The sequence below is a fragment of the Rhizobium sp. YTU87027 genome (assembly GCF_050644135.1).
Classification (GTDB): Bacteria; Pseudomonadota; Alphaproteobacteria; order Rhizobiales; family Rhizobiaceae; genus Rhizobium.
In genome coordinates this window covers 200,191-218,641 of the sequence record NZ_CP098441.1, presented here as the reverse complement: position 1 = coordinate 218,641, position 18,451 = coordinate 200,191, and the positions used below count along the sequence as shown (strand labels likewise).

22 protein-coding genes are annotated in these 18,451 nt (G+C 62.1%); 14 read left to right on the top strand and 8 right to left on the bottom strand.

The window, feature by feature from the left end; translation table 11 throughout:
* Positions 1-12: 12 nt before the first annotated feature.
* Positions 13-900, top strand: a complete 888-nt coding sequence (locus NBG89_RS19890) for a helix-turn-helix domain-containing protein (RefSeq protein WP_431323858.1) — start codon at positions 13-15, stop codon at positions 898-900.
* Here NBG89_RS19890 and NBG89_RS19885 read toward each other — a convergent pair.
* Positions 897-1,652 (bottom strand): IclR family transcriptional regulator, encoded by a 756-nt coding sequence (locus tag NBG89_RS19885; protein ID WP_431323857.1) that lies wholly within the window; start codon positions 1,650-1,652, stop codon positions 897-899. The genes NBG89_RS19890 and NBG89_RS19885 overlap by 4 nt on opposite strands.
* Before the next feature lie 195 nt (positions 1,653-1,847).
* On the opposite strand from NBG89_RS19885, the gene NBG89_RS19880 reads away from it, so the two are divergent.
* Genes NBG89_RS19880 through pcaF form a run of 3 tightly spaced genes read left to right on the top strand, consistent with a single transcriptional unit; the run spans position 1,848 to position 4,474 of the window.
* On the top strand, positions 1,848-2,555 hold the full coding sequence (locus NBG89_RS19880) for a 3-oxoacid CoA-transferase subunit A (protein WP_431323856.1): 708 nt from the start codon (positions 1,848-1,850) through the stop codon (positions 2,553-2,555).
* On the top strand, positions 2,552-3,256 hold the full coding sequence (locus tag NBG89_RS19875; protein WP_431323855.1) for a CoA transferase subunit B: 705 nt from the start codon (positions 2,552-2,554) through the stop codon (positions 3,254-3,256). Before NBG89_RS19880 ends, NBG89_RS19875 begins: the two co-directional genes overlap by 4 nt.
* A gap of 12 nt (positions 3,257-3,268) precedes the next feature.
* Positions 3,269-4,474, top strand: a complete 1,206-nt coding sequence (gene pcaF, locus NBG89_RS19870; protein ID WP_431323854.1) for a 3-oxoadipyl-CoA thiolase — start codon at positions 3,269-3,271, stop codon at positions 4,472-4,474.
* A 65-nt stretch (positions 4,475-4,539) separates the two neighbouring features.
* Here the strand turns inward: pcaF and NBG89_RS19865 are convergent, their stop codons facing one another.
* The 6 genes from NBG89_RS19865 to NBG89_RS19840 all read right to left on the bottom strand — a co-directional run bounded on the left by NBG89_RS19865 (position 4,540) and on the right by NBG89_RS19840 (position 7,358).
* Positions 4,540-5,334: an SDR family NAD(P)-dependent oxidoreductase gene (locus NBG89_RS19865; protein WP_431323853.1), complete on the bottom strand. Its 795-nt coding sequence runs from the start codon at positions 5,332-5,334 to the stop codon at positions 4,540-4,542.
* 95 nt (positions 5,335-5,429) lie between these two features.
* Entirely contained in the window at positions 5,430-6,161 is a 732-nt protein-coding gene (locus tag NBG89_RS19860; protein ID WP_431323852.1) for a glutathione S-transferase, read from the bottom strand.
* Positions 6,162-6,202: 41 nt separating this feature from the next.
* Complete coding sequence (locus NBG89_RS19855) at positions 6,203-6,517, bottom strand: plasmid stabilization protein (protein WP_431323851.1); 315 nt, start codon at positions 6,515-6,517, stop codon at positions 6,203-6,205.
* Between the two features lie 122 nt (positions 6,518-6,639).
* Complete coding sequence (locus tag NBG89_RS19850) at positions 6,640-6,807, bottom strand: hypothetical protein (RefSeq protein ID WP_431323850.1); 168 nt, start codon at positions 6,805-6,807, stop codon at positions 6,640-6,642.
* Positions 6,804-6,986 (bottom strand): hypothetical protein, encoded by a 183-nt coding sequence (locus NBG89_RS19845; RefSeq protein ID WP_431323849.1) that lies wholly within the window; start codon positions 6,984-6,986, stop codon positions 6,804-6,806. Before NBG89_RS19845 ends, NBG89_RS19850 begins: the two co-directional genes overlap by 4 nt.
* 120 nt (positions 6,987-7,106) lie before the next feature.
* Positions 7,107-7,358 carry a DUF2934 domain-containing protein gene (locus tag NBG89_RS19840; RefSeq protein ID WP_431323848.1) on the bottom strand — a complete coding sequence of 84 codons (252 nt, stop codon included), beginning with the start codon at positions 7,356-7,358 and terminating at the stop codon, positions 7,107-7,109.
* 225 nt (positions 7,359-7,583) lie between these two features.
* Here NBG89_RS19840 and NBG89_RS19835 point away from each other — a divergent pair, with 225 nt between their 5' ends.
* The 10 genes from NBG89_RS19835 to NBG89_RS19790 all read left to right on the top strand — a co-directional run bounded on the left by NBG89_RS19835 (position 7,584) and on the right by NBG89_RS19790 (position 17,441).
* The gene (locus NBG89_RS19835) at positions 7,584-9,047 is read left to right on the top strand and encodes a phospholipase D-like domain-containing protein (protein WP_431323847.1); all 1,464 of its coding nucleotides are present in this window, start codon (positions 7,584-7,586) and stop codon (positions 9,045-9,047) included.
* Between the two features lie 93 nt (positions 9,048-9,140).
* Complete coding sequence (locus NBG89_RS19830; RefSeq protein WP_431323846.1) at positions 9,141-9,971, top strand: endonuclease/exonuclease/phosphatase family protein; 831 nt, start codon at positions 9,141-9,143, stop codon at positions 9,969-9,971.
* Between the two features lie 139 nt (positions 9,972-10,110).
* Positions 10,111-11,196, top strand: coding sequence for an alpha/beta hydrolase (locus tag NBG89_RS19825; protein ID WP_431323845.1), 1,086 nt, complete (start codon positions 10,111-10,113; stop codon positions 11,194-11,196).
* A gap of 248 nt (positions 11,197-11,444) precedes the next feature.
* Entirely contained in the window at positions 11,445-11,867 is a 423-nt protein-coding gene (locus NBG89_RS19820) for an acetyl-CoA carboxylase biotin carboxyl carrier protein (protein WP_431323844.1), read from the top strand.
* Complete coding sequence (locus NBG89_RS19815; protein WP_431323843.1) at positions 11,867-13,267, top strand: acetyl-CoA carboxylase biotin carboxylase subunit; 1,401 nt, start codon at positions 11,867-11,869, stop codon at positions 13,265-13,267. Before NBG89_RS19820 ends, NBG89_RS19815 begins: the two co-directional genes overlap by 1 nt.
* On the top strand, positions 13,254-13,721 hold the full coding sequence (locus tag NBG89_RS19810) for an acetyl-CoA carboxylase biotin carboxyl carrier protein (RefSeq protein WP_431323842.1): 468 nt from the start codon (positions 13,254-13,256) through the stop codon (positions 13,719-13,721). The genes NBG89_RS19815 and NBG89_RS19810 overlap by 14 nt, the downstream gene beginning before the upstream one ends.
* A complete protein-coding gene (pxpB, locus tag NBG89_RS19805; RefSeq protein ID WP_431323841.1) occupies positions 13,718-14,428 on the top strand; it encodes a 5-oxoprolinase subunit PxpB in 711 nt (236 codons plus the stop codon). The genes NBG89_RS19810 and pxpB overlap by 4 nt, the downstream gene beginning before the upstream one ends.
* Positions 14,425-15,417: a biotin-dependent carboxyltransferase family protein gene (locus NBG89_RS19800; protein ID WP_431323840.1), complete on the top strand. Its 993-nt coding sequence runs from the start codon at positions 14,425-14,427 to the stop codon at positions 15,415-15,417. The genes pxpB and NBG89_RS19800 overlap by 4 nt, the downstream gene beginning before the upstream one ends.
* A 9-nt stretch (positions 15,418-15,426) precedes the next feature.
* The gene (locus NBG89_RS19795) at positions 15,427-16,194 is read left to right on the top strand and encodes a 5-oxoprolinase subunit PxpA (protein ID WP_431323839.1); all 768 of its coding nucleotides are present in this window, start codon (positions 15,427-15,429) and stop codon (positions 16,192-16,194) included.
* Between the two features lie 44 nt (positions 16,195-16,238).
* Entirely contained in the window at positions 16,239-17,441 is a 1,203-nt protein-coding gene (locus NBG89_RS19790; protein ID WP_431323838.1) for a pyridoxal phosphate-dependent aminotransferase, read from the top strand.
* Here NBG89_RS19790 and nac read toward each other — a convergent pair.
* Entirely contained in the window at positions 17,438-18,349 is a 912-nt protein-coding gene (nac, locus tag NBG89_RS19785; protein ID WP_431323837.1) for a nitrogen assimilation transcriptional regulator NAC, read from the bottom strand. The genes NBG89_RS19790 and nac overlap by 4 nt on opposite strands.
* Between the last annotated feature and the right edge of the window lie 102 nt (positions 18,350-18,451).

The following is an 18,451-nucleotide window of genomic DNA, read 5'->3' as shown; positions in this document are numbered from 1 at the left end:
ACGGACGCGAAAATGACGAGAATTGTTCCGACATACGAGCTATACGGCGAGAACACCGGTAGAAAGCCGGATTTTTGGCTGCATTGCGAAACGATTCCATCCCGCAGCAGCCTGCACCACTGGGAGATCCGGCCGCATCGCCATGACAGTTTCTTTCAGATATTGTACATAGATAGCGGATCCGGCGAGGCGATGTTCTCTGGCGCCTGGCGTGCGATCAAAGCGCAGTCGGTGATCACCATTCCCCCGGCCCTCGATCACGCCTTTCGTTTCTCCAAGGACATCGACGGCTTCGTCATTACGGTATTGAGCTCGCACCTGAAGACGATTCCCGGCGACCGCAGCCGCCTCGGTGAATGGATGGCATCGCCACATCTGACGAAACTCGACATGGAGAATGAGGACGCACGTTACGTCGCGGCTTGCCTGCTGCGGCTTGGGCAGGAGTTTTCGCAACGGCGCTCCGGACGCAATGATCTGCTGGAGTCGTATCTGACCTCGGCTTTGCTGCTGACAGCGCGCCTCTCTTGCGAAAGACAGGAAGATCAGGCGGCTACCGACGAAAACGAGCGCCGCATGGAGCTGCTGCACGGCCTGATCCAGCGGCATTTCAAATCACATCAGCCGGCAGCTTTCTATGCCAAAGCGCTCGGCATCTCGCCAACGCATCTGAACCGGATCGCGCGCGCCACGACCGGCCACGGCGCTCACGACCTCATCGCTCGCAAGCTTGTCGATGAGGCAAAACGCGAGCTGGTCTTTACCTTTGGCAGCGTTCAGGAAATTGCCTATCGCCTCGGTTTCTCGGATCCCGCCTATTTCTCGCGCTTCTTCCTCAAGCAGGCTGGCCAAACACCCCGGTCATGGCGCATGGCGGAGCGTGCCAAGCTTGGCGTCTAACGCAGCACCAGGCGCAGCGCCTTCTGCGTCTGCCTGAGCAGCGGCAGGTAGCGATCCGGCATTTCCGAAGCCGGCGCATGTGCAGCCGGCGCGCCGATGTTGATTGCCGCCACCGTCTGCCCGCGATCATTTTCAACGGGAACTGCGATGGAACAAAGGCCGATCTCCAGTTCCTGATCGATCACGGCGTAGCCCTGCTCGCGCACGTGACGGAGTTCCGCAACCAGTTCCTCGACATCCGTCTTGGTGTTCGGTGTATTCGGCTTGAGGTCGGTGCGGGCGAGGATTGCTCTGGCGTCAGCCTCAGGCAGCGCAGCCAAAAGGACACGCCCCATCGAGGCACAGAAGGCGGGAAGACGGCTACCAGGCGTCAGGTTGATCGACATGACCCGGCGTTGCGAGGCGCGGGCGATATAGACGATCTCTGTGCTGTCGAGCACCGAGGCAGATGCGCTCTGCCCTGCTTTTTCCGACAGCTGATCGAGATGCGGCTGAATGAGGACGGGCAGGGGCGTTGCCGAGAGGTAGGCATGCCCGAGCCGCAGGATCTTGGGCGTCAGGGCGAAGAACTTACCATCGTAGTCCGCATAGCCAAGTTCGGCGAGCGTCAGCAGCGACCGGCGCACCGTGGCCCGGTCGAGCCCAGTCAACTTCGCGGCTTCCGCGATCGAAAGGCGCTGGCGCGTTTCCTCGAAGGCTTCGATGACCTTCAGTCCTCTGGCAAACCCACTGACGAAATCAGTTTCACGCACGTTTCTTCGACCTGCTCCCGGACGTGTTTGGATCCTCGGGTCAAGCTGCCCCGTTCCAAGTGCCCGCCGCATAATGTGCGATATACGAACAAATGTCAATTATCGCACAAATTTCTTGCCGGTCTTGCCGCCTCGTTTTATTCCATCGGGTGAGAGGCGAGGAGAAGCATCCGGCCGGGCAAGGAGTGATCCAGCATGGACAAGACTATCGGGAGCACGGCTGAGGCCGTCTCCGAAATTGGTGACGGGGCAACCGTCATGATCGGCGGCTTCGGCGGGTCGGGCGCACCGATCGAACTGATCCACGCGCTGATCGACAAGGGGCCGAAGAACCTCACGGTGATCAACAACAATGCCGGCAACGGCCGCATCGGCATTGCCGCGATGATCGACGCGGGCATGGTGCGCAAGATGATCTGTTCCTTCCCGCGGTCGTCGGACCCGCGCGCCTTCACGGAAAGATATCTGGCCGGTCAGATTGAGCTCGAGCTGGTGCCGCAGGGAACGCTTGCCGAGCGCATCCGCGCCGGCGGCGCCGGCATTCCGGCCTTCTACACGCCGACCGGCTACGGCACCGAGCTTGCGCAAGGCAAGGTCATCGCCGAATTCGACGGCCGGCATTATGTGCAGGAGCGCTGGCTGAGGGCCGATTTCGCCATCGTCAAGGCGCATGTCGGCGACACCCACGGCAACCTCACCTTCAACAAGGCCGGCCGTAACTTCAATCCGCTGATGTGCATGGCGGCCGCCAAGACCATCGCCCAGGTCTCCAGCCTCGTTCCCGCCGGCGGCATCGATCCCGAGCATGTCGTCACCCCCGGCATCTTCGTCGACCGTGTCGTCGAGGTCGCCAATCCCGCCCAGGAAGAAGAGCTCGTTCGAGCCGGAGTGGCCTATCAATGACTGTCGTTATCAGCCCCATCAACACGCGCGAAGACATCAAGCTTTCCAATGCCAGCATCGCCTGGCGCGCCGCCCAGGACATTGCCGACGGCGCCTATGTGAACCTCGGCATCGGCTTTCCGGAAATGGTGGCGCGCTACCAGCCGCCCGGCCGCCAGGCGATCTTCCATACGGAAAACGGCATCCTCGATTTCGGCGAGGCGCCGCCCGCCGGCGAAGAGGACTGGGATCTGATCAATGCCGGCAAGCGGCCGGTCACACTGAAGCCCGGCTCGGCCTTCTTCCACCATGCCGACAGCTTCGCCATGGTGCGGGGCGGCCATCTCGACGTCGCGATCCTCGGCGCCTACCAGGTGGCGCAAAACGGCGATCTCGCCAACTGGCGCGTCGGTGCCAAGGGCGTGCCGGCTGTCGGCGGCGCCATGGACCTCGTGCACGGCGCCAAGCAGGTCTGCGTCATCACCGAGCATGTCACCAAGAACGGCGAACCGAAGCTGGTCGACAAATGCACCTTCCCGCTGACCGGCGTCGGCTGCATCACCCGCGTCTATACGAGCCATGCCGTCATCGACATCGTGAAGGGCCGTTTCGTACTGCGCGAGAAGCTCGCCGCCATGACGGTCGAAGAATTGCAGGCGATGACCGGCGCGCCGCTCCATGTCGACGCCCCGGTCGGCGATCTCGTCGTCCCCGAACTCTAAAGGAAAAGCCTGATGGCCGAAGCCTATATCTGCGACTATATCCGCACCCCGATCGGCCGGTTCGGCGGCTCGCTCTCCGCCGTCCGCGCCGATGATCTCGGCGCCGTGCCGCTGAAAGCACTGATCGAGCGCAACGGCAAGGTCGACTGGGAAGCCATCGATGATGTCATCTTTGGCTGCGCCAATCAGGCCGGCGAAGACAACCGCAACGTCGCCCGCATGTCGTCGCTGCTTGCCGGCTTGCCCGTCTCGGTGCCGGGTACGACGATCAACCGCCTTTGCGGCTCCGGCATGGATGCCGTGATTGCCGCCGCCCGTGCGATCCGGGCCGGCGAGGCTGAGATCATGATTGCAGGCGGCGTCGAAAGCATGTCGCGCGCGCCCTTCGTCATGCCGAAAGCGGAGACTGCCTTTTCGCGCCACGCCGAGATCTTCGACACGACAATCGGATGGCGGTTCATCAACCCCTTGATGAAGAAGCAGTACGGCGTCGACTCCATGCCCGAGACCGGCGAGAACGTCGCCGAAGACTATAAGGTGTCGCGTGAAGATCAGGACGCTTTCGCGGTTCGCAGTCAGGCGAAGGCTGCGGCCGCGCAGGCAAATGGTCGGCTGGCCAAGGAAATCACATCGGTGACCATCCTACAGCGCAAGGGCGAACCTGTCGTTGTCGAAAAGGACGAACACCCACGCGCGACCACGATGGAAGCACTCGCAAAGCTCTCCACGCCCTTCAAGAAGGAGGGTGGAACGGTGACGGCCGGCAATGCCTCCGGCGTCAATGATGGGGCTGCGGCCCTGATCATCGCCAGCGAGGCAGCTGCCAGGAAATATGGCCTGACCCCGATCGCCCGCATTCTGGGTGGTGCCTCGGCCGGCGTCCCGCCGCGCGTCATGGGCATCGGTCCGGTTCCGGCGTCCCGCAAGCTGATGGCCCGTCTTGGCATGACGCAAAACCAGTTCGACGTCATCGAACTCAACGAGGCCTTCGCCTCGCAGGGTCTCGCCGTCCTGCGCGAACTTGGAATAGCCGACGCTGATGGCCGCGTGAACCGGAACGGTGGCGCCATTGCGCTTGGGCATCCGCTCGGAATGTCTGGCGCGCGTATCACCGGCACGGCCGCCCTGGAACTGTGCGAGAGCGGCGGGCGCTATTCGCTTTCAACCATGTGCATCGGCGTCGGGCAGGGAATTGCCGTCGCCCTCGAGCGCGTCTGACCCCTCTCGCAACGTGAAAAACGGCGTGGCGATCTTCCGCGCCGTTCTTCATCGCGCAGGCGGGCCTATGGCATCAGCTGGCCGCCATTGACCTCGATAATCTGGCCGGTGACGTAGCCGGAAAGCGTTGGCGATGCCAGGAAGAGATAGGCACCGACACAATCCTCGGGCGTCCCGACGAAGCCCATCGGGATGGATTTGCGCTGCAGCTCCATCTGCTCGTCATTTGTATAGCGCTCGTGAAACGGTGTAGCGATGACCCCAGGCGCGACCGCGTTCACCCGGATCCGATCGGGAACGAATTCCTTGGCGTGACCGCGGGTAATGGTCGAGACGAAGCCCTTCGAGGCGGCATAGAGCACGGCACCGTTGCCGCCGCCGTTGCGCGCCGCAATCGAGGTCGTGTTGATGATGAAGCCGCCCTGCTTCTTCAGCCAGGGATGGGCTGCGCGCGTTGCAGCAAGCACCGAGCGGGCATTCAGATCCATGACCTTGACGTAATGTTCGTCTGTATACTCGGCCGTTGGCTTGCGACCAAGCATACCGCCAGCATTGTTCACTAGCCCGTCGAGATGCCCGAAGGTTCTGGCCGTCTCTTCGACCACACGTTCCGTCTCGCCCTCCTTCGACACGTCACCGTGAACGAGATGCGCGGTGCCGCCGGCGGCCCGGATTTCGTCAGCAAGCGCTTCGGCCGGCTCACGGCTCGCATTGTAATGAACGCCGACTTTCATCTCCTGTGCGGCAAAGGCGCGGACAAGCGCTGCACCGATACCGGTCGAAGCACCGGTGACCAGCACGGCTTTTCCGGCGAGATCCGGAATTTTGATGGATGCAAGCAATTGAGCAAGATGTGCCATGGCAGCGATAGCCTCCAGGAATGTGATGTGACGGGATAAGGGCGAGTTGCAGAAAGCTTATCAGCCGCCAACGGTTGGGGACAATGCCATATCCGCTATGGTGCGAGATCGAGTTCCGGATAATGCCGAAAGATACCTTCCTCGTTGAAGGCGAGCCGGCGGTCCGACCGTAGATAGGCAGCGACGTTCGGCCGCCTGGCGACCGCATCATGCAACGCTGTCAGGCCCGGATAATCGACGCCGTAGGCTTTCATCGCTTTCGGAAAGGCATATCGCAGACCCTCGATCAGCTGAAACAGCGACAGGTCGACATAGGTCAGCCTGTTGCCTACGATCTGGTTCGATCCCATGGGATTTTGCTGCAGCACCTGTTCGAAGTAACCAAGGAACTTTGGAATGCGCTCGTTGATAAAGGCAGCGGAACGGGCCTTTGCCGCCTCCTTCTGATCCTCGTAGTAGAGCGATGCCGCGATCGGGTGATGCGTATCGTGCACCTCCCCCACCAGATCCGTAATTGTCAGCTGCAGGCCGTTGGCGACGTAACGCAGCTTTTCGTCTTCCGGCGCAAGACCAAGTTTCGGACCAAGATAGAAAAGAATGTTGGCGACATGCGAGACAACAAGCTCGCCATCCTTGAGAAACGGGGGCGCGAATGGAATGTGGGGCTCGTGCCTGCTTCTCATCAGCTCTAGCATGGCGCCCGTGCCCATTCCGCGTCCGGACTGTCTGGCGACGTCGACATAGTCTGCCTGGGCTTCCTCGAGCGCCAGGCGCACAAACTCGCCGCGGCCTTGAATACCGTCCCAATAATATAATTGATATGCCATGAGGTCCCTCCCGGTGGCCAGAATCAGATTTTGGCATCAGATCAGCGATGCGTGTGCTGCTCGTTGCGCTTGCGGGTCGCAGCCGCCTTCTTCGCGGAGGCAGAACGTTCAGCTGCGGGGCGCGCCGCAGCAGCCGCGCCGCCCATGCGTCCACCCTTTTCGGATGCCTCGTGAGTATCCTTCTTGCCCCGACCGGAACCGGATTTGTTGCCGCCACCGCTTTCCTTGTTGACCGTCGCCCACGCCCGCCGTTCGGCCTCCTTGGTCGAAACGCCGCGTTCTTCGTAGCCTTCCTCGATGTGTTCGGCCTTGCGCTTTTGCTTGTCCGTGTACGCGGATTTATCGCCTCTTGGCATGATTGCCTCCACTCTGACAAAAAGGGGCAACCAACTGCCTCGCAAAAAGTTCCGGCGACGCATCGATGCGCACGCAAGTGGCCGCCTGGCGACTTTGAGAATAGCGCTCGGACAAGATCCGCCTATTTGCGAGAGTACTTGCGCGAAATCGCCATCATCTTTTCAAGGGTCGGAAAATGCAGCGCAGAGCGCGCACCGGGGAAGAACAGTGCGACCAGATTGTCGATCGCATAGACAAGGATCAGGGCGAAAATCAGATAGGCTATCGCGGCGACGAACAGAGCAGTCATTCCACCCTCAACGACGCAATGAGGAGGTAACAGCCTGCTGCGGCCAATGAAACATCCAAGTCGCTTACGCTCATGGCGATGATCCCACTGCCGCTATCAACATTCGAGTGGGCGTTTGGTTCCATCGTCGATTGCCGCCGCAGCACTTTTTCTGCGAGGCCAAAGCTCTGCGCACTCATCTGTGGTTCTTCCCCCGAAGCGCCCTTCGCGCTCCTCGAAAATCTATAGCCCAGAAGCAATGCAATCATGTGACGGAGGGCGCCATGCGACGCCCTCCGGCATCCAGAAAATTGAAGCGGTCACGCCGATTTTCGGCTGGCTGTCTTTTTGGGAGCCGTAGCTTTGACGGCGCCATTTGCTTTTGGAGTGGAAGCGGTGCGCTTGCGCGTCTTCACCTCCTTGCCATCCAAAGATGCGGCGGATCCTTCAAGCGCTTGGCGCTCGGCCCGTGCCTGTTCCCAATGTACGAAATCTCGTCCCGTTGGACGCCCTTCCTCTTCCCAAAGCGCATAGGCGCGCTTCCTGATCCACTCTTCACGAGTTTCTGTCATCGCCGATCTCCTCAGATAATGCCCGTGGTCTAACGCGATACTGAGGCTAGAGTTCCAGAGGAACCACGCTGATTCAAGCAAATTTTGACACACTGCAAAAAAGAAATTCTGCGCCGCAGCATTCAACCGCTGCGCGGTGCGCGCATTTTTGCTTGCGGGCGAACGTTTTGAGCGCCCAGGGGTGCACAATTGAACGCCGCAGCTTTAGCGTTATAGTTCAACGCAATGTTTTATCTCATATCGACCTATTGGCCGCATATTCTTTTCGTTGTTTCGCTCGCCATGGGCGCCGCGGCAGCGATCCACGCGGCCATGACCAAGGAGGAGGTTCGCGCCGCGACGGGCTGGGTCGGGGTGATCATCCTCTCACCGATCATCGGCGCCGTCCTCTATGCGATCGCCGGCATCAATCGTATCCGTCGCGCTTCGCTGAGCCTTCGGCGCGATGCCCTGATCCCCGAGGCGGATCTCGATGAGCTGGAAAGCTTCGACGCCGACACGGATATCGTCATCAGCGGCTTCGGCCGTCGTTTTGCCGCCCTCCAGACACTCGGCGATCGCGTCGCCCGCAGTCCGCTCGCAACCGGCAACACGATCGACATGCTGGAAACGGGCGACGACTGCTATGCGGCAATGAAGGCCGCCATCGACAGCGCGAAGCGGAGTGTTCTCCTCGAGACTTACATCTTTGACCGCGACCCCATCGGATTAAGAATCGCCGATTCCCTGATCGCCGCGGTAAAACGGGGTGTCGAGGTACGTGTGCTGATTGATGCCGTCGGCGCTCGCTATTCCGTCCCAAGCATACTGCGCTACCTCGCCGATGGCGGCGTTACTGTCTCTGTTTTCAACGGAAACGTCATCATGGGGTTGCGCTTGCCCTATGCGAACCTGCGCACCCACCGCAAGATCATCATCGTCGATGGCCGCATCGCACTGACGGGCGGCATGAACATCCGGGCCGGCTTTACGCGCGAAATGGCAGGGGAGAACTTCGCCCGCGACACCCATTTCAGCGTCACCGGACCGGTTGTTGCCGATCTCTTCAACGTTGCGGCCGAAGACTGGCGCTTCACGACCGGCGAGATCCTGCAAGGGGAGGCATGGCGAACCGCACTGCCGGAGCGGCAGCCAGGCGATCCAGTCTTCATGCGCGTCGTCGCCTCCGGACCCGACAGAAGCGTCGAGACGAACCACAAGATGCTGATCGGCGCCTTTTCCATTGCGCGCAAATCGATCCGCATCATGTCCCCCTACTTTCTGCCCGACCGCGAGCTCATCAGCGCGCTGGCGACAGCGGCACGGCGCGGCGTCGAGGTCGATATCGTCGTTCCGTCCGTCAACAACCTCGTCCTCGTCGACCGGGCCATGACTGCGCAGTTTGATCAGATCCTCAGCAGCTATTGTCGCATCTGGCGCTCCAGCGGTGCCTTCAGTCACTCCAAACTGCTGTCGATCGACGGGGTCTGGTCCTATGTCGGATCGTCCAATCTCGATCCGAGATCGCTGCGGTTGAATTTCGAGATCGACCTGGAAGTGCTGAACGAAGGCTTTGCCAACGAGATCGACGAGCATATCGACGAGGCCATCAAGTCGGCTTCGCCGGTCACGCTGCAGGGGTTACGCGCGCGGCCTTTTCCGGTCCGGCTGCTTGAGAAGGTCCTGTGGCTCGGATCGCCTTACTTGTAGCGGATTTCTGGGGTTAGGACGTGGCAACCTCCCGCACCCGGATCTATAATCCGGTTGGAACCTCGTCGATCAACCGAGCGCCTGTAAACTCCGATGCATGCCAGAAAACAAAGCCTGCCGGCCAACATCCTTGCTTCGATCCGCAATCGAAAAAAGCGGCTGGATGCGGCGCATTCGGAGGACAAACCACGGTCAGATGGCACTCTAATCGCTTCCTACAACGTCCATAAATGCGTCGGCAACGACCGCCGGTTCGATCCGGAACGCACCAGCCGCGTCATCCATGAAATCGACGCCGACGTGATTGCGTTGCAGGAAGCCGACACCCGGTTTGGCGAACGTACGGGTATCCTCGATCTTGGCCGATTGGAACGGGAGACCGGACTGATCCCAGTGCCGGTCAACGGCATGGCAAAGGCTCACGGCTGGCATGGCAATGTCGTGCTTTTCAAGAAGGGTCTCGTGCGCGACGTTCACCAGATCAATCTTCCCGGGCTGGAACCACGCGGCGCGCTTGTTGCCGAACTCGATCTGGAAAACGGCGGCGCCTTGCGCATTATCGCCGCCCATTTCGGCCTGCTTCGCCATTCGCGCGCGCAGCAGGCCAAGATGCTGGTCGAGCTGATGGCCAGGAAGAGCGAGATCCCGACCATCCTGCTCGGCGATCTCAACGAATGGCGGCTTGGCGACCGTTCGTCGCTGCACACGTTCCAATCCGCATTTGGGCCGCAGCCCATGGCAGTTCCGAGCTTTCCGGCACGACTTCCCGTCCTTGCTCTCGATCGTATCATGGCAAACCGCAAGGGCGTCGTGACCGCAGTCGAGGCCCACGATACGCCGCTCGCTCGCGTCGCTTCCGATCACCTGCCAGTGAAGGCCGTGGTCAATCTCAAGCGGGTGGAGGAGCTGAGCACAAAGAGCTAGGCTTCCTCGGCACCCCCTGCGCCGCGGTAGGTTCCACGTCACACAGTATCGTCGTCATCGCAATCCCCAAGCCTTGACACAGACTACGTTCATGGCAGTTTCTGCTCATCTCGACAGACACCTTGGACGAGGAGATTGCATGGTGCTTATGGCCAGGGCTTTGCGGCAAGGGGCCGACGTGTGGCGTGGGCACATATCGGCGGCGATTGCCGCAGCGATGACAAAAGGCAGGGTCGCATGGCTAGTGGCTGGCCTCGCAACGATACTCTTGCCGGCATCCGCCCGGGCCTGGGATCCACCACCCCAGACTCAAGCCTCGAAGCAACAGATCCATAAGCTCGTCGAAACATGGGGGCAGTCCTTCCACAATGCCGACAGCCTTCGCGACCGACGGCAAGCCTTCGAAGACCTGATGGAATCGACCCCCGAGCCGACGCGCATTCAAATCAGGTCCGTCGATGCTGGCGGTATCGATGCGCAGCTCATCTGGCCGGCGAGATTGCATCATCCGCTCGGCCGGCGTGCCATTCTCTATGTACACGGTGGCGGCTTCTACAGCGGTTCATTGCGCACGCACCGAGCAATAGCCGGCGCGCTGGCCAAGGCGGCGTCAGCCGATGTGCTTCTCATCGACTACCGGCTCGCGCCCGACAACCCGTATCCGGCTCAGGTCGATGATACGTTGAGCGCTTATCGCTGGCTGCTCGATTCCGGCTATGAGGCCGACAATATCGTGCTTGTCGGCGAATCCGTTGGCGGGAACCTGGCGATTGAAGCAACCCTGCGGCAGATGCGGGTGAGGGAACCCCTGCCGGCGGCGGTGGTTGCCATGAGCCCCATCACCGATCTGGCAGCAACCGGCACTTCATTGACGGCGAACGCCAGCACCGACCCGCTGATCGACGCCGCTCAACTCGATCTCATCCGCAAGGCCTATCTCGGAACACGTTCGCCAACCGATCCGATGATCTCGCCCCTCTATGCCGACCTGACAGGATTTCCGCCATTGCTCCTACAGGTCGGAGCGGGTGAAGCGCTTCTGGACGACAGCCGGCGTCTGGCCGACAAGGCTCGCGCGGCCGGCGTTGACGTCGAGATCGAAATCTGGCCAGGCATGATCCATCAGTGGCAGATCTTCCCGTTCTGGCTCGATGATGCAAGGCAATCGAACCAGCGGGTTGCGGAATATGCGATCAGGCATTTCGCTGACAAACCGCAGCCGTGATTTGTCCTGTCTTGGCGACGGTTTCGCCTGCGGCGGCAGCGAGTCATCTGCCATCAAACCTTAATGTGCCGTCGGCACTCGTTCTTCTTTTCGCCTGAGCGGCGGCTCTTCCGCTTGCAGGGGAGCCGTATTCAAAGTTTGTCTGCCCCCATCAAACGGGATGCTGTGTAAGATTTCCCCATTCGAACCAGAGAGATGTTCGCTCAATCGGGCAACGCTCCGGTTTCATTTATGCCTTGGGGAACCGCATGGATCTGCAAAAGATCAAGACGCTACTCGACTTCGTCGGGCGTTCACGTGTTTCGGAGCTAACGGTCAGCGAAGCGGGCACGACTGTCATCGTGCGCAATTTGCCTGTCCCGTTTCAACCCACGCCACCGGCGACGCCGCGTGAAAGCGCGCAGATCGCGCCGGCGGCGCCTAAGGAACAGCCAGACCGCAGCCATGTTCACGCGCCGCTGTCTGGCGTGGTGCACCAATCCAACAGCCCCGGCGCGGCGCCGCTCGTTGCAATGGGGGATGTCATCGAGGCGGGGCAAGCGCTCTGCATCGTCGAAGCCATGAAGGTCTTCACGACAGTTCCCGCGCCCTTCGGCGGTGTGGTCAAGCGCATCTTCTTCGATGACGGGCAAGAAGTGAGCCTCGGCGATCCGCTTGTGGAGATCGGCTGATGGGCGCGCCTCTCGATGCAGCCCTGCAAGGCAGCGACCTTCCCTTCACATCCGTATTGATCGCCAATCGCGGCGAAATCGCCGTTCGCATCCGGCGCGCCTGCCTCGAACTGGGACTGCGCCCGATCCTCGTCGCGTCCGAGGCCGACCGGGCTGCGGACGCCTCCAGCGGAAAGGACGGTCTCCTCTCCATCGGACCATCGGCGCCGGCACGCAGCTATCTCAACCAGGCTGCGATCCTGCTTGCGGCGCGCGTCACGGGTGCCGAGGCTGTCCATCCGGGTTATGGGTTTCTGTCGGAAAATGCCGAGTTTGCCGAGGCGGTCGAGAAGGCGGGACTGGTCTTCATTGGCCCGCCGGCTTCAGCGATCCGCACCATGGGCGACAAGATCGCTGCCAAACGAGCGATGATGGCAGCTGGAGTGCCCTGTGTGCCGGGGCCGGGTGAGCCGCTGCCTGGGGATGGCGAGGCCGTGTGCGCCATCGCGGAAGAGATCGGCTATCCGGTTATCATCAAGGCGGCCGGCGGCGGGGGCGGGCGCGGCATGCGCGTCGTGCGCGAGGGCGCGGAGGTCGCCGATGCGATCGCCATCACCCGCGAAGAGGCCCGCCGTGCCTTCGGCAAGCCGGAGCTCTATATGGAGAAATTCCTTGAGCATCCCCGCCATGTCGAGTTCCAGGTGCTCTGTGACAATCACGGCAATGCCGTCTGGGTCGGTCATCGTGACTGCTCCATCCAGCGGCGGCACCAAAAGGTTGTTGAGGAGGCGCCTGCGCCCGGCATTGCGCCGGAACTGGCGCAAAGGATCGGGGAGCGCTGTGTGGAAGCCTGCCGGCAGATCGGCTATCGCGGCGTCGGCACGTTCGAATTCCTCTACGAGCACGGCGAATTCTACTTCATCGAAATGAACACGCGCTTGCAGGTCGAGCATCCCGTCACGGAGATGACGGCCGGTGTCGATCTCGTGCACGAGCAGTTGCGCGTAGCGCAAGGGCAGATGCTCACTCCATCCCGCTTCCGGGGTGAGGCGCTGGGCCATGCCTTCGAATGCCGCATCAATGCCGAGGATCCTGCGACTTTCGTTGCAGCTCCCGGACGCATTACAGCGGTGCGTTTCCCGAGTGGGCCGGGGATTCGTATCGATACGCATGTGTCGGCCGGATATCGAGTCTCTCCCTACTACGATTCCCTGATCGCCAAGCTGATCGTGCATGCGCCAACCCGTGCGGCAGCAATCCGGCGCATGCAGGTCGCCTTGTCGGAAACGCGTATCGAGGGCATTTCCACCAACCTTGCGCTGCACGAGAGGATCTTCGCCGATCCCGATTTCGTGCGCGGCTGCGTCGATATCCACCATCTTGAAAAACGGCTGAGGGAGGAACCCCGTGTCCAGGCGTGACCGCTCGGCAAGCAAAAACACGATCGGCGACCTTTCCGATCCCGCCCTCATCTCCACGCTCACTGGCTGGCTGGAAGCCTCCGGCGCAGGTGAGCTGGAAATTCTCACAGAAGGTGGCGAGGCTCTGAAGATCGTTCTTGGTCCCGCCGCGCACTCGGCGCACGCGTCTGAAACCGCCCCACAGCTGCGCGCAATCCTGCCCGAAGGCCGGGCCGTCAAGGCGCCGATGGCCGGTCTCTTCCGCAGCACGCATCCCGGCAGCGCCGACGCTTCGCCACTTGCCGAAGAGGGTCGGGCGGTCGAAGCGGGCGCCATCGTCGGCTTCATCGAGGTTGGGCCGGTGCTCTTGCCCGTCACCGCGCCCGAAGCGTCAGCCGTCGCCGAGGTCCATGCCCGCACCGGAGACCTCGTCGGCTACGGTGATGCTGTTTTCACGACGGAGCCCTCCCGATGAGCCTCCCGCAATCGACCCCGTTCGCGTCGCCCGCCTCAATCGTGCCGGATACGGACGCACTGGCGAAAATTTCCTTCATCGGCACACGCGCCTTCCTCATGGAAGCACCTGGCGCCTTCGACCTGGCGAACCAGCGGCGCATCTGGGCGCTCTCACATGCCCTCCAGGCACGGGAGGAAATCGCTGAAATCGTGCCGGGCATGACGAACCTGCTGGTAATCCTCAAGGAGACGCCGGAGGCGCCGGACATTGTCGTTCACCAGCTCCAGGAGGAATGGAAGCGGGCACGCGGCGTCGATCTTGCCGGCAGGGACATCGAGATCGCCGTCACCTATGGCGGCGAACATGCGACGGATCTGCCGGCGCTCTGCGATCTTTCCGGCCTCAGCGACCGGGAGGTCGTGCGCATCCATCACGAAGGCACATACCGCGTCTTCGCCCTCGGCAGTGCGCCGGGTTTCGGCTACCTCTTCGGGCTTGATCCGCGCATCCATATGCCGCGCAAGACGGTGCCCTCGCTCAGCATGGCGCGAGGCTGCGTCACGATCGGCGGCATGCAGACAGGCGTTGCGGTGCTGACAGGACCGAACGGCTGGAATTCCATCGGCTTTGCCGAACTCCAGATGTTCGATCCGTTGGCTGCTGCTCCGGCCGTCATGGCTCCTGGCGACACTGTGCGTTTCCTCCCCGAAAGGATCGAACTGTGATCGATATTGTCGCAACAGGGCCGCTGAACACCATCCAGGACCTTGGCCGTCCGGGCTATCGCAATATCGGGGTCACGGCCTGCGGTGCGATGGACCCGCTTGCACTTTTGATCGGCAATATCCTCGTCGGCAATGCGCCGGAGGTTGCAGGTATCGAGGTGCAAACCTTTCCCTTCCGCGTGCGTTTTGCCGCGCGAACTGCCTTCGCGATCACCGGCGCGGATTGCCGGGCAACGCTCGACGGCATCGACTTGCCACCCTGGTGGGCTGCGCAGGCCGAGGCCGGCCAGCTGCTGGAACTATCGCCTCCACTCAAGGACGCGAGAGCCTATCTGAACCTTGCCGGCGGCGCGGACGTCGCACCTGTGATGGGCTCGCGCAGCACGTCGCTGCGCGGCGGTTTCGGCGGTCTTAACGGCAGGGTTCTTGCGACAGGCGACACCGTTGCAACGGGCGCGGCGACGGCAGCCTTTCTTCCGAAGGGTGGATTTGGCGTCGTACCTCCGGCGGTGGCATTGAAGGACGTCTTTCCGGTCGGCGAGGGCGGCTCGCTCATGATCCGCGCTCTGCCAGCCGGTGAGCATGATCTTTTCGGCGCCGATGCACAGCGCTTCTGGAGCCAGCCGTGGAAGATCTCTGCGCGCAGCGACCGGACCGGTTATCGGCTAAGCGGCGATCCGATCCATCCGCTGCAGACGGTGGAGATGCGCTCGCACGGCGTGGTTCCCGGCGTCGTCCAGGTCCCGCCGGCAGGCGAGCCGATCGTCCAGATGAGCGACGCCAATACGGCGGGTGGCTATCCGAAAATCGCGGGCGTCATCGAGGCCGATCTCTGGCGGCTGGGGCAGGCACGTATTGGTTCGATGCTGCGCTTCGTACCGGCAACACACGCGGAAGCGAGGGCCATTGAGCGGGGGCTTGCCGCCTATATCGACGACGTCAGGCAGACCGCCCGGCTGGTCAGCCAGGCGCTCAGCGCCATGGCATAGGAGCATTTCATGAAGGTGGATCTCAATTCGGACATGGGCGAGGGTTTCGGTCCGTACCGGCTCTGCGACGATGAGGCGATGATGGATATCGTCACCTCCGCGAACATCGCCTGCGGCTTCCACGCAGGCGATCCCGAAACGATGGCGCGTATGGTGCGCCTTGCGCGGGAAAGAGGGGTGGATGTCGGCGCCCATCCGGGCCTGCCCGACAGGCAGGGTTTTGGCCGCCGGGAACTGCCCTTCGGCCCGGACGAGCTGCGCCAGCAGATGCTCTTCCAGCTCGGCGCGCTGATGGCGATCGCCAAGGCAGAGGGTGTGACGGTTTCGCATGTCAGCTTCCACGCTGCTATGGGAAACATGATCAACCGTGACCCGGCGCTCGCCGCCGCAATGATGGCGGCGATCCGTACGGTCGATCCCGATCTCATCGTTTTTGGCACGGCCGACAGCATCATCGAGCGCGCCGCGATCGAGGCCGGGCTGAAGACACTGACCCTATTCCTTGCCGACCGCGCCTACGATGCGGAAGGAAAACTCGTGCCGCGCGGCCAGCCGGGCGCACTAGTCAAGGACGAGGCCGCGGTGCGCACCCGCGTGCGGCAGTTCCTCCTCGACGGCGCCGTCACCGCCATCGACGGAGCCCTCATTCCCATGCGCGCGCGGTCCATCCTCGTGCACAGCGATACACCCGGCTCGCTCGACCTCGCCCGCATCGTGCGCAGCGAGATCGAGGCGGCCGGCGGCGCGGTGACGCCTGTTTCCAAGCTTCTGCGATGAATCCCGTCGCAGGCCCCTCATCCCTTTCATCGAGAGCCAAGATCATGTCCGCCATTGCCGACCGCCTGAAGAACGTTTCCGTTTCCGCCTCCGCCGCCATGACCCAGCGCGCCCGCGATCTTGCAGCCAGGGGCATCAAGGTCATCAGCCTTTCATCTGGCGAACCCGATTTCGCAACACCGGCCAATGCCATCGAGGCGGCCCATGCGGCAGCCCTTGCCGGTGATACGAAGTATCCGCCGCTCGACGGCACGCCGGCGCTGCGCCAGGCCATCGCCCGCAAGTTCAAGCGGGACAACAATCTCGACTACGATCCCTCGGAGATCGTCGTTGCCGGCGGCGGCAAGCAGATCATCTTCAATGCCGTGATGGCCACCTGCAATCCCGGCGACGAGATCGTCATCCCATCACCCTCCTGGATAAGCTATGCCGATATCGTGAAGTTCGCCGGCGGCGTGCCGGTGCCGGTCGATTGCCCACAGCAAAACGGCTTCAAGCTGCGCGCCGAAGATCTCGATGCGGCGATCACGCCGCGCACCAAATGGCTGTTCCTCAATTTCCCGAACAACCCGACGGGGGCTGCCTGCTCGCGGCAGGAGATGAAGGCCATCGCGCAGGTTATGCTCAAGCACCCACATGTCTGGATCATGACCGACGACATGTACGAGCACCTCATCTATGACGGTTTCGAATTCTGCACCATCGCGGAGGTCGAACCACGTCTCAAGGATCGTGTACTGACGGTCAACGGCGCTTCCAAGGCCTATGCCATGACCGGCTGGCGGCTCGGCTTCTGTGGCGGGCCAAAGGACCTCATCAAGGCGATCAGCAACGTCAACGGCCAGAACAGTGGCGGTACGTCGACCATCACCCAGGCCGCCGTCGCGGCTGTGCTTGATGGCCCGCAGGATCTGCTCAGGGAACGGGCGGCGATCTACCGGGAGCGGCGCGACTTCGTCGTCGCCCGACTTGGCGAGATCGAGGGCATTCGCTGCCACAAGCCGGAAGGGGCGTTCTACGTGTTCCCGAACATCGCCGAACTGATCGGGAAGACGAGCAGCGGCGGGCGGAAGATCGAGACCGACACCGATTTCGTGCTGGCGCTGCTCGACGAGCATCACGTGACGACCGTGCAGGGCGCCGCCTATGGGATGAGCCCTTTCTTCCGTATTTCCTACGCCACGAGCATGCAACAGCTGGATGAGGCCTGCGGACGCATTGCCGAGTTCTGCTCCGGCCTGCGCTAACTTTGCCCCTTGAGGCGGGCGGTGAGGTCCATGAGGATCGACCGCACCGCCAGCGCCGGCTCCGACAGCTCGCTCTGGTCGGAAACGCAGAGCGACAGTGTTTCCTCAATCTTCGGCGCGATCATGCACGAGACAAGCGGCTCGGAGGATTCCGCGACGATCCGCTCGACGATGGCTCGTGGCATGATGGTGGCGCCGACGCCGCTTGAAACCGCGCGCGCCAACGTGCGGACAACCTCCACCTCCGCCACGACGTTGACGGAGACGCGGGCGCGAGTGAAGGCGAGATCGATGGCGCGACGCACGAAATTGTAGGGCGGCGGCAGAAGAAGCGGCAGGTCGTTGAGCGCGCTCACCGGCAGCGGCGCCGCACCTGGCTCGATGCGGAAATCGCGGTGCGCGACAAGACGGAACTCCTCGACAAAAACGGGTTCGAAGCGCACACCCTTGATCGGACCCGTGCCGTGGATCAACGCCATTTCCAGCCTGCCGTTCATGATCATCTGGCTGTAGGTCTGACCAACGCTTTCGGTCAGGTGCAGCAGGATGCCGGGATGGCGTTTGCGCGTTTCAGTGAGGAGATCGACGGAGAGCGTTGCCGCGCTCGAAAAGGGCACGAGGCCGACCGAGACGCGTCCGACGAGCGTCGAGCCGGCCGCCTTCACGTCGGCCTGCGCCTGCTCCATCTGGCGAAGCACGATCTGGGCGTGGCGGTAGACGGCCTTGCCGGCCTCGGTCATGGACACACCCTGCTGACTGCGGATCAGGAGCTTCTGTCCGAAATGCTCCTCCAGCGCAGCAAGCTGCTGGCTGAGCGCGGGCTGGGCGATGTGCAAAACGTCAGCGGCACGCGTAATGCTGCCGGTGTCGACGATGACGATGAAGGATTTGAGACGCCTGGTATCCATATGCGAGCCTGTCTTGTTTGGCCTCGCATGTTACAGGCCGAAGAGGCGGCGGCAAGCCCATAAGCCTTGCTTATCCATCCAGATTCAAACGGTCTTATCCAG

Excerpts from the sequence above, each read along its gene's own strand:
- NBG89_RS19890 (WP_431323858.1), top strand. The coding sequence starts at position 13 with ATGACGAGAATTGTTCCGACATACGAGCTATACGGCGAGAACACCGGT.
- NBG89_RS19880 (WP_431323856.1), top strand. The coding sequence starts at position 1,848 with ATGGACAAGACTATCGGGAGCACGGCTGAGGCCGTCTCCGAAATTGGT.
- NBG89_RS19875 (WP_431323855.1), top strand. The coding sequence starts at position 2,552 with ATGACTGTCGTTATCAGCCCCATCAACACGCGCGAAGACATCAAGCTT.
- pcaF (WP_431323854.1), top strand. The coding sequence starts at position 3,269 with ATGGCCGAAGCCTATATCTGCGACTATATCCGCACCCCGATCGGCCGG.
- NBG89_RS19865 (WP_431323853.1), bottom strand. The coding sequence starts at position 5,334 with ATGGCACATCTTGCTCAATTGCTTGCATCCATCAAAATTCCGGATCTC.
- NBG89_RS19860 (WP_431323852.1), bottom strand. The coding sequence starts at position 6,161 with ATGGCATATCAATTATATTATTGGGACGGTATTCAAGGCCGCGGCGAG.
- NBG89_RS19855 (WP_431323851.1), bottom strand. The coding sequence starts at position 6,517 with ATGCCAAGAGGCGATAAATCCGCGTACACGGACAAGCAAAAGCGCAAG.
- NBG89_RS19850 (WP_431323850.1), bottom strand. The coding sequence starts at position 6,807 with ATGACTGCTCTGTTCGTCGCCGCGATAGCCTATCTGATTTTCGCCCTG.
- NBG89_RS19845 (WP_431323849.1), bottom strand. The coding sequence starts at position 6,986 with ATGAGTGCGCAGAGCTTTGGCCTCGCAGAAAAAGTGCTGCGGCGGCAA.
- NBG89_RS19840 (WP_431323848.1), bottom strand. The coding sequence starts at position 7,358 with ATGACAGAAACTCGTGAAGAGTGGATCAGGAAGCGCGCCTATGCGCTT.
- NBG89_RS19835 (WP_431323847.1), top strand. The coding sequence starts at position 7,584 with ATGTTTTATCTCATATCGACCTATTGGCCGCATATTCTTTTCGTTGTT.
- NBG89_RS19830 (WP_431323846.1), top strand. The coding sequence starts at position 9,141 with ATGCATGCCAGAAAACAAAGCCTGCCGGCCAACATCCTTGCTTCGATC.
- NBG89_RS19825 (WP_431323845.1), top strand. The coding sequence starts at position 10,111 with ATGGTGCTTATGGCCAGGGCTTTGCGGCAAGGGGCCGACGTGTGGCGT.
- NBG89_RS19820 (WP_431323844.1), top strand. The coding sequence starts at position 11,445 with ATGGATCTGCAAAAGATCAAGACGCTACTCGACTTCGTCGGGCGTTCA.
- NBG89_RS19815 (WP_431323843.1), top strand. The coding sequence starts at position 11,867 with ATGGGCGCGCCTCTCGATGCAGCCCTGCAAGGCAGCGACCTTCCCTTC.
- pxpB (WP_431323841.1), top strand. The coding sequence starts at position 13,718 with ATGAGCCTCCCGCAATCGACCCCGTTCGCGTCGCCCGCCTCAATCGTG.
- NBG89_RS19795 (WP_431323839.1), top strand. The coding sequence starts at position 15,427 with ATGAAGGTGGATCTCAATTCGGACATGGGCGAGGGTTTCGGTCCGTAC.
- NBG89_RS19790 (WP_431323838.1), top strand. The coding sequence starts at position 16,239 with ATGTCCGCCATTGCCGACCGCCTGAAGAACGTTTCCGTTTCCGCCTCC.
- nac (WP_431323837.1), bottom strand. The coding sequence starts at position 18,349 with ATGGATACCAGGCGTCTCAAATCCTTCATCGTCATCGTCGACACCGGC.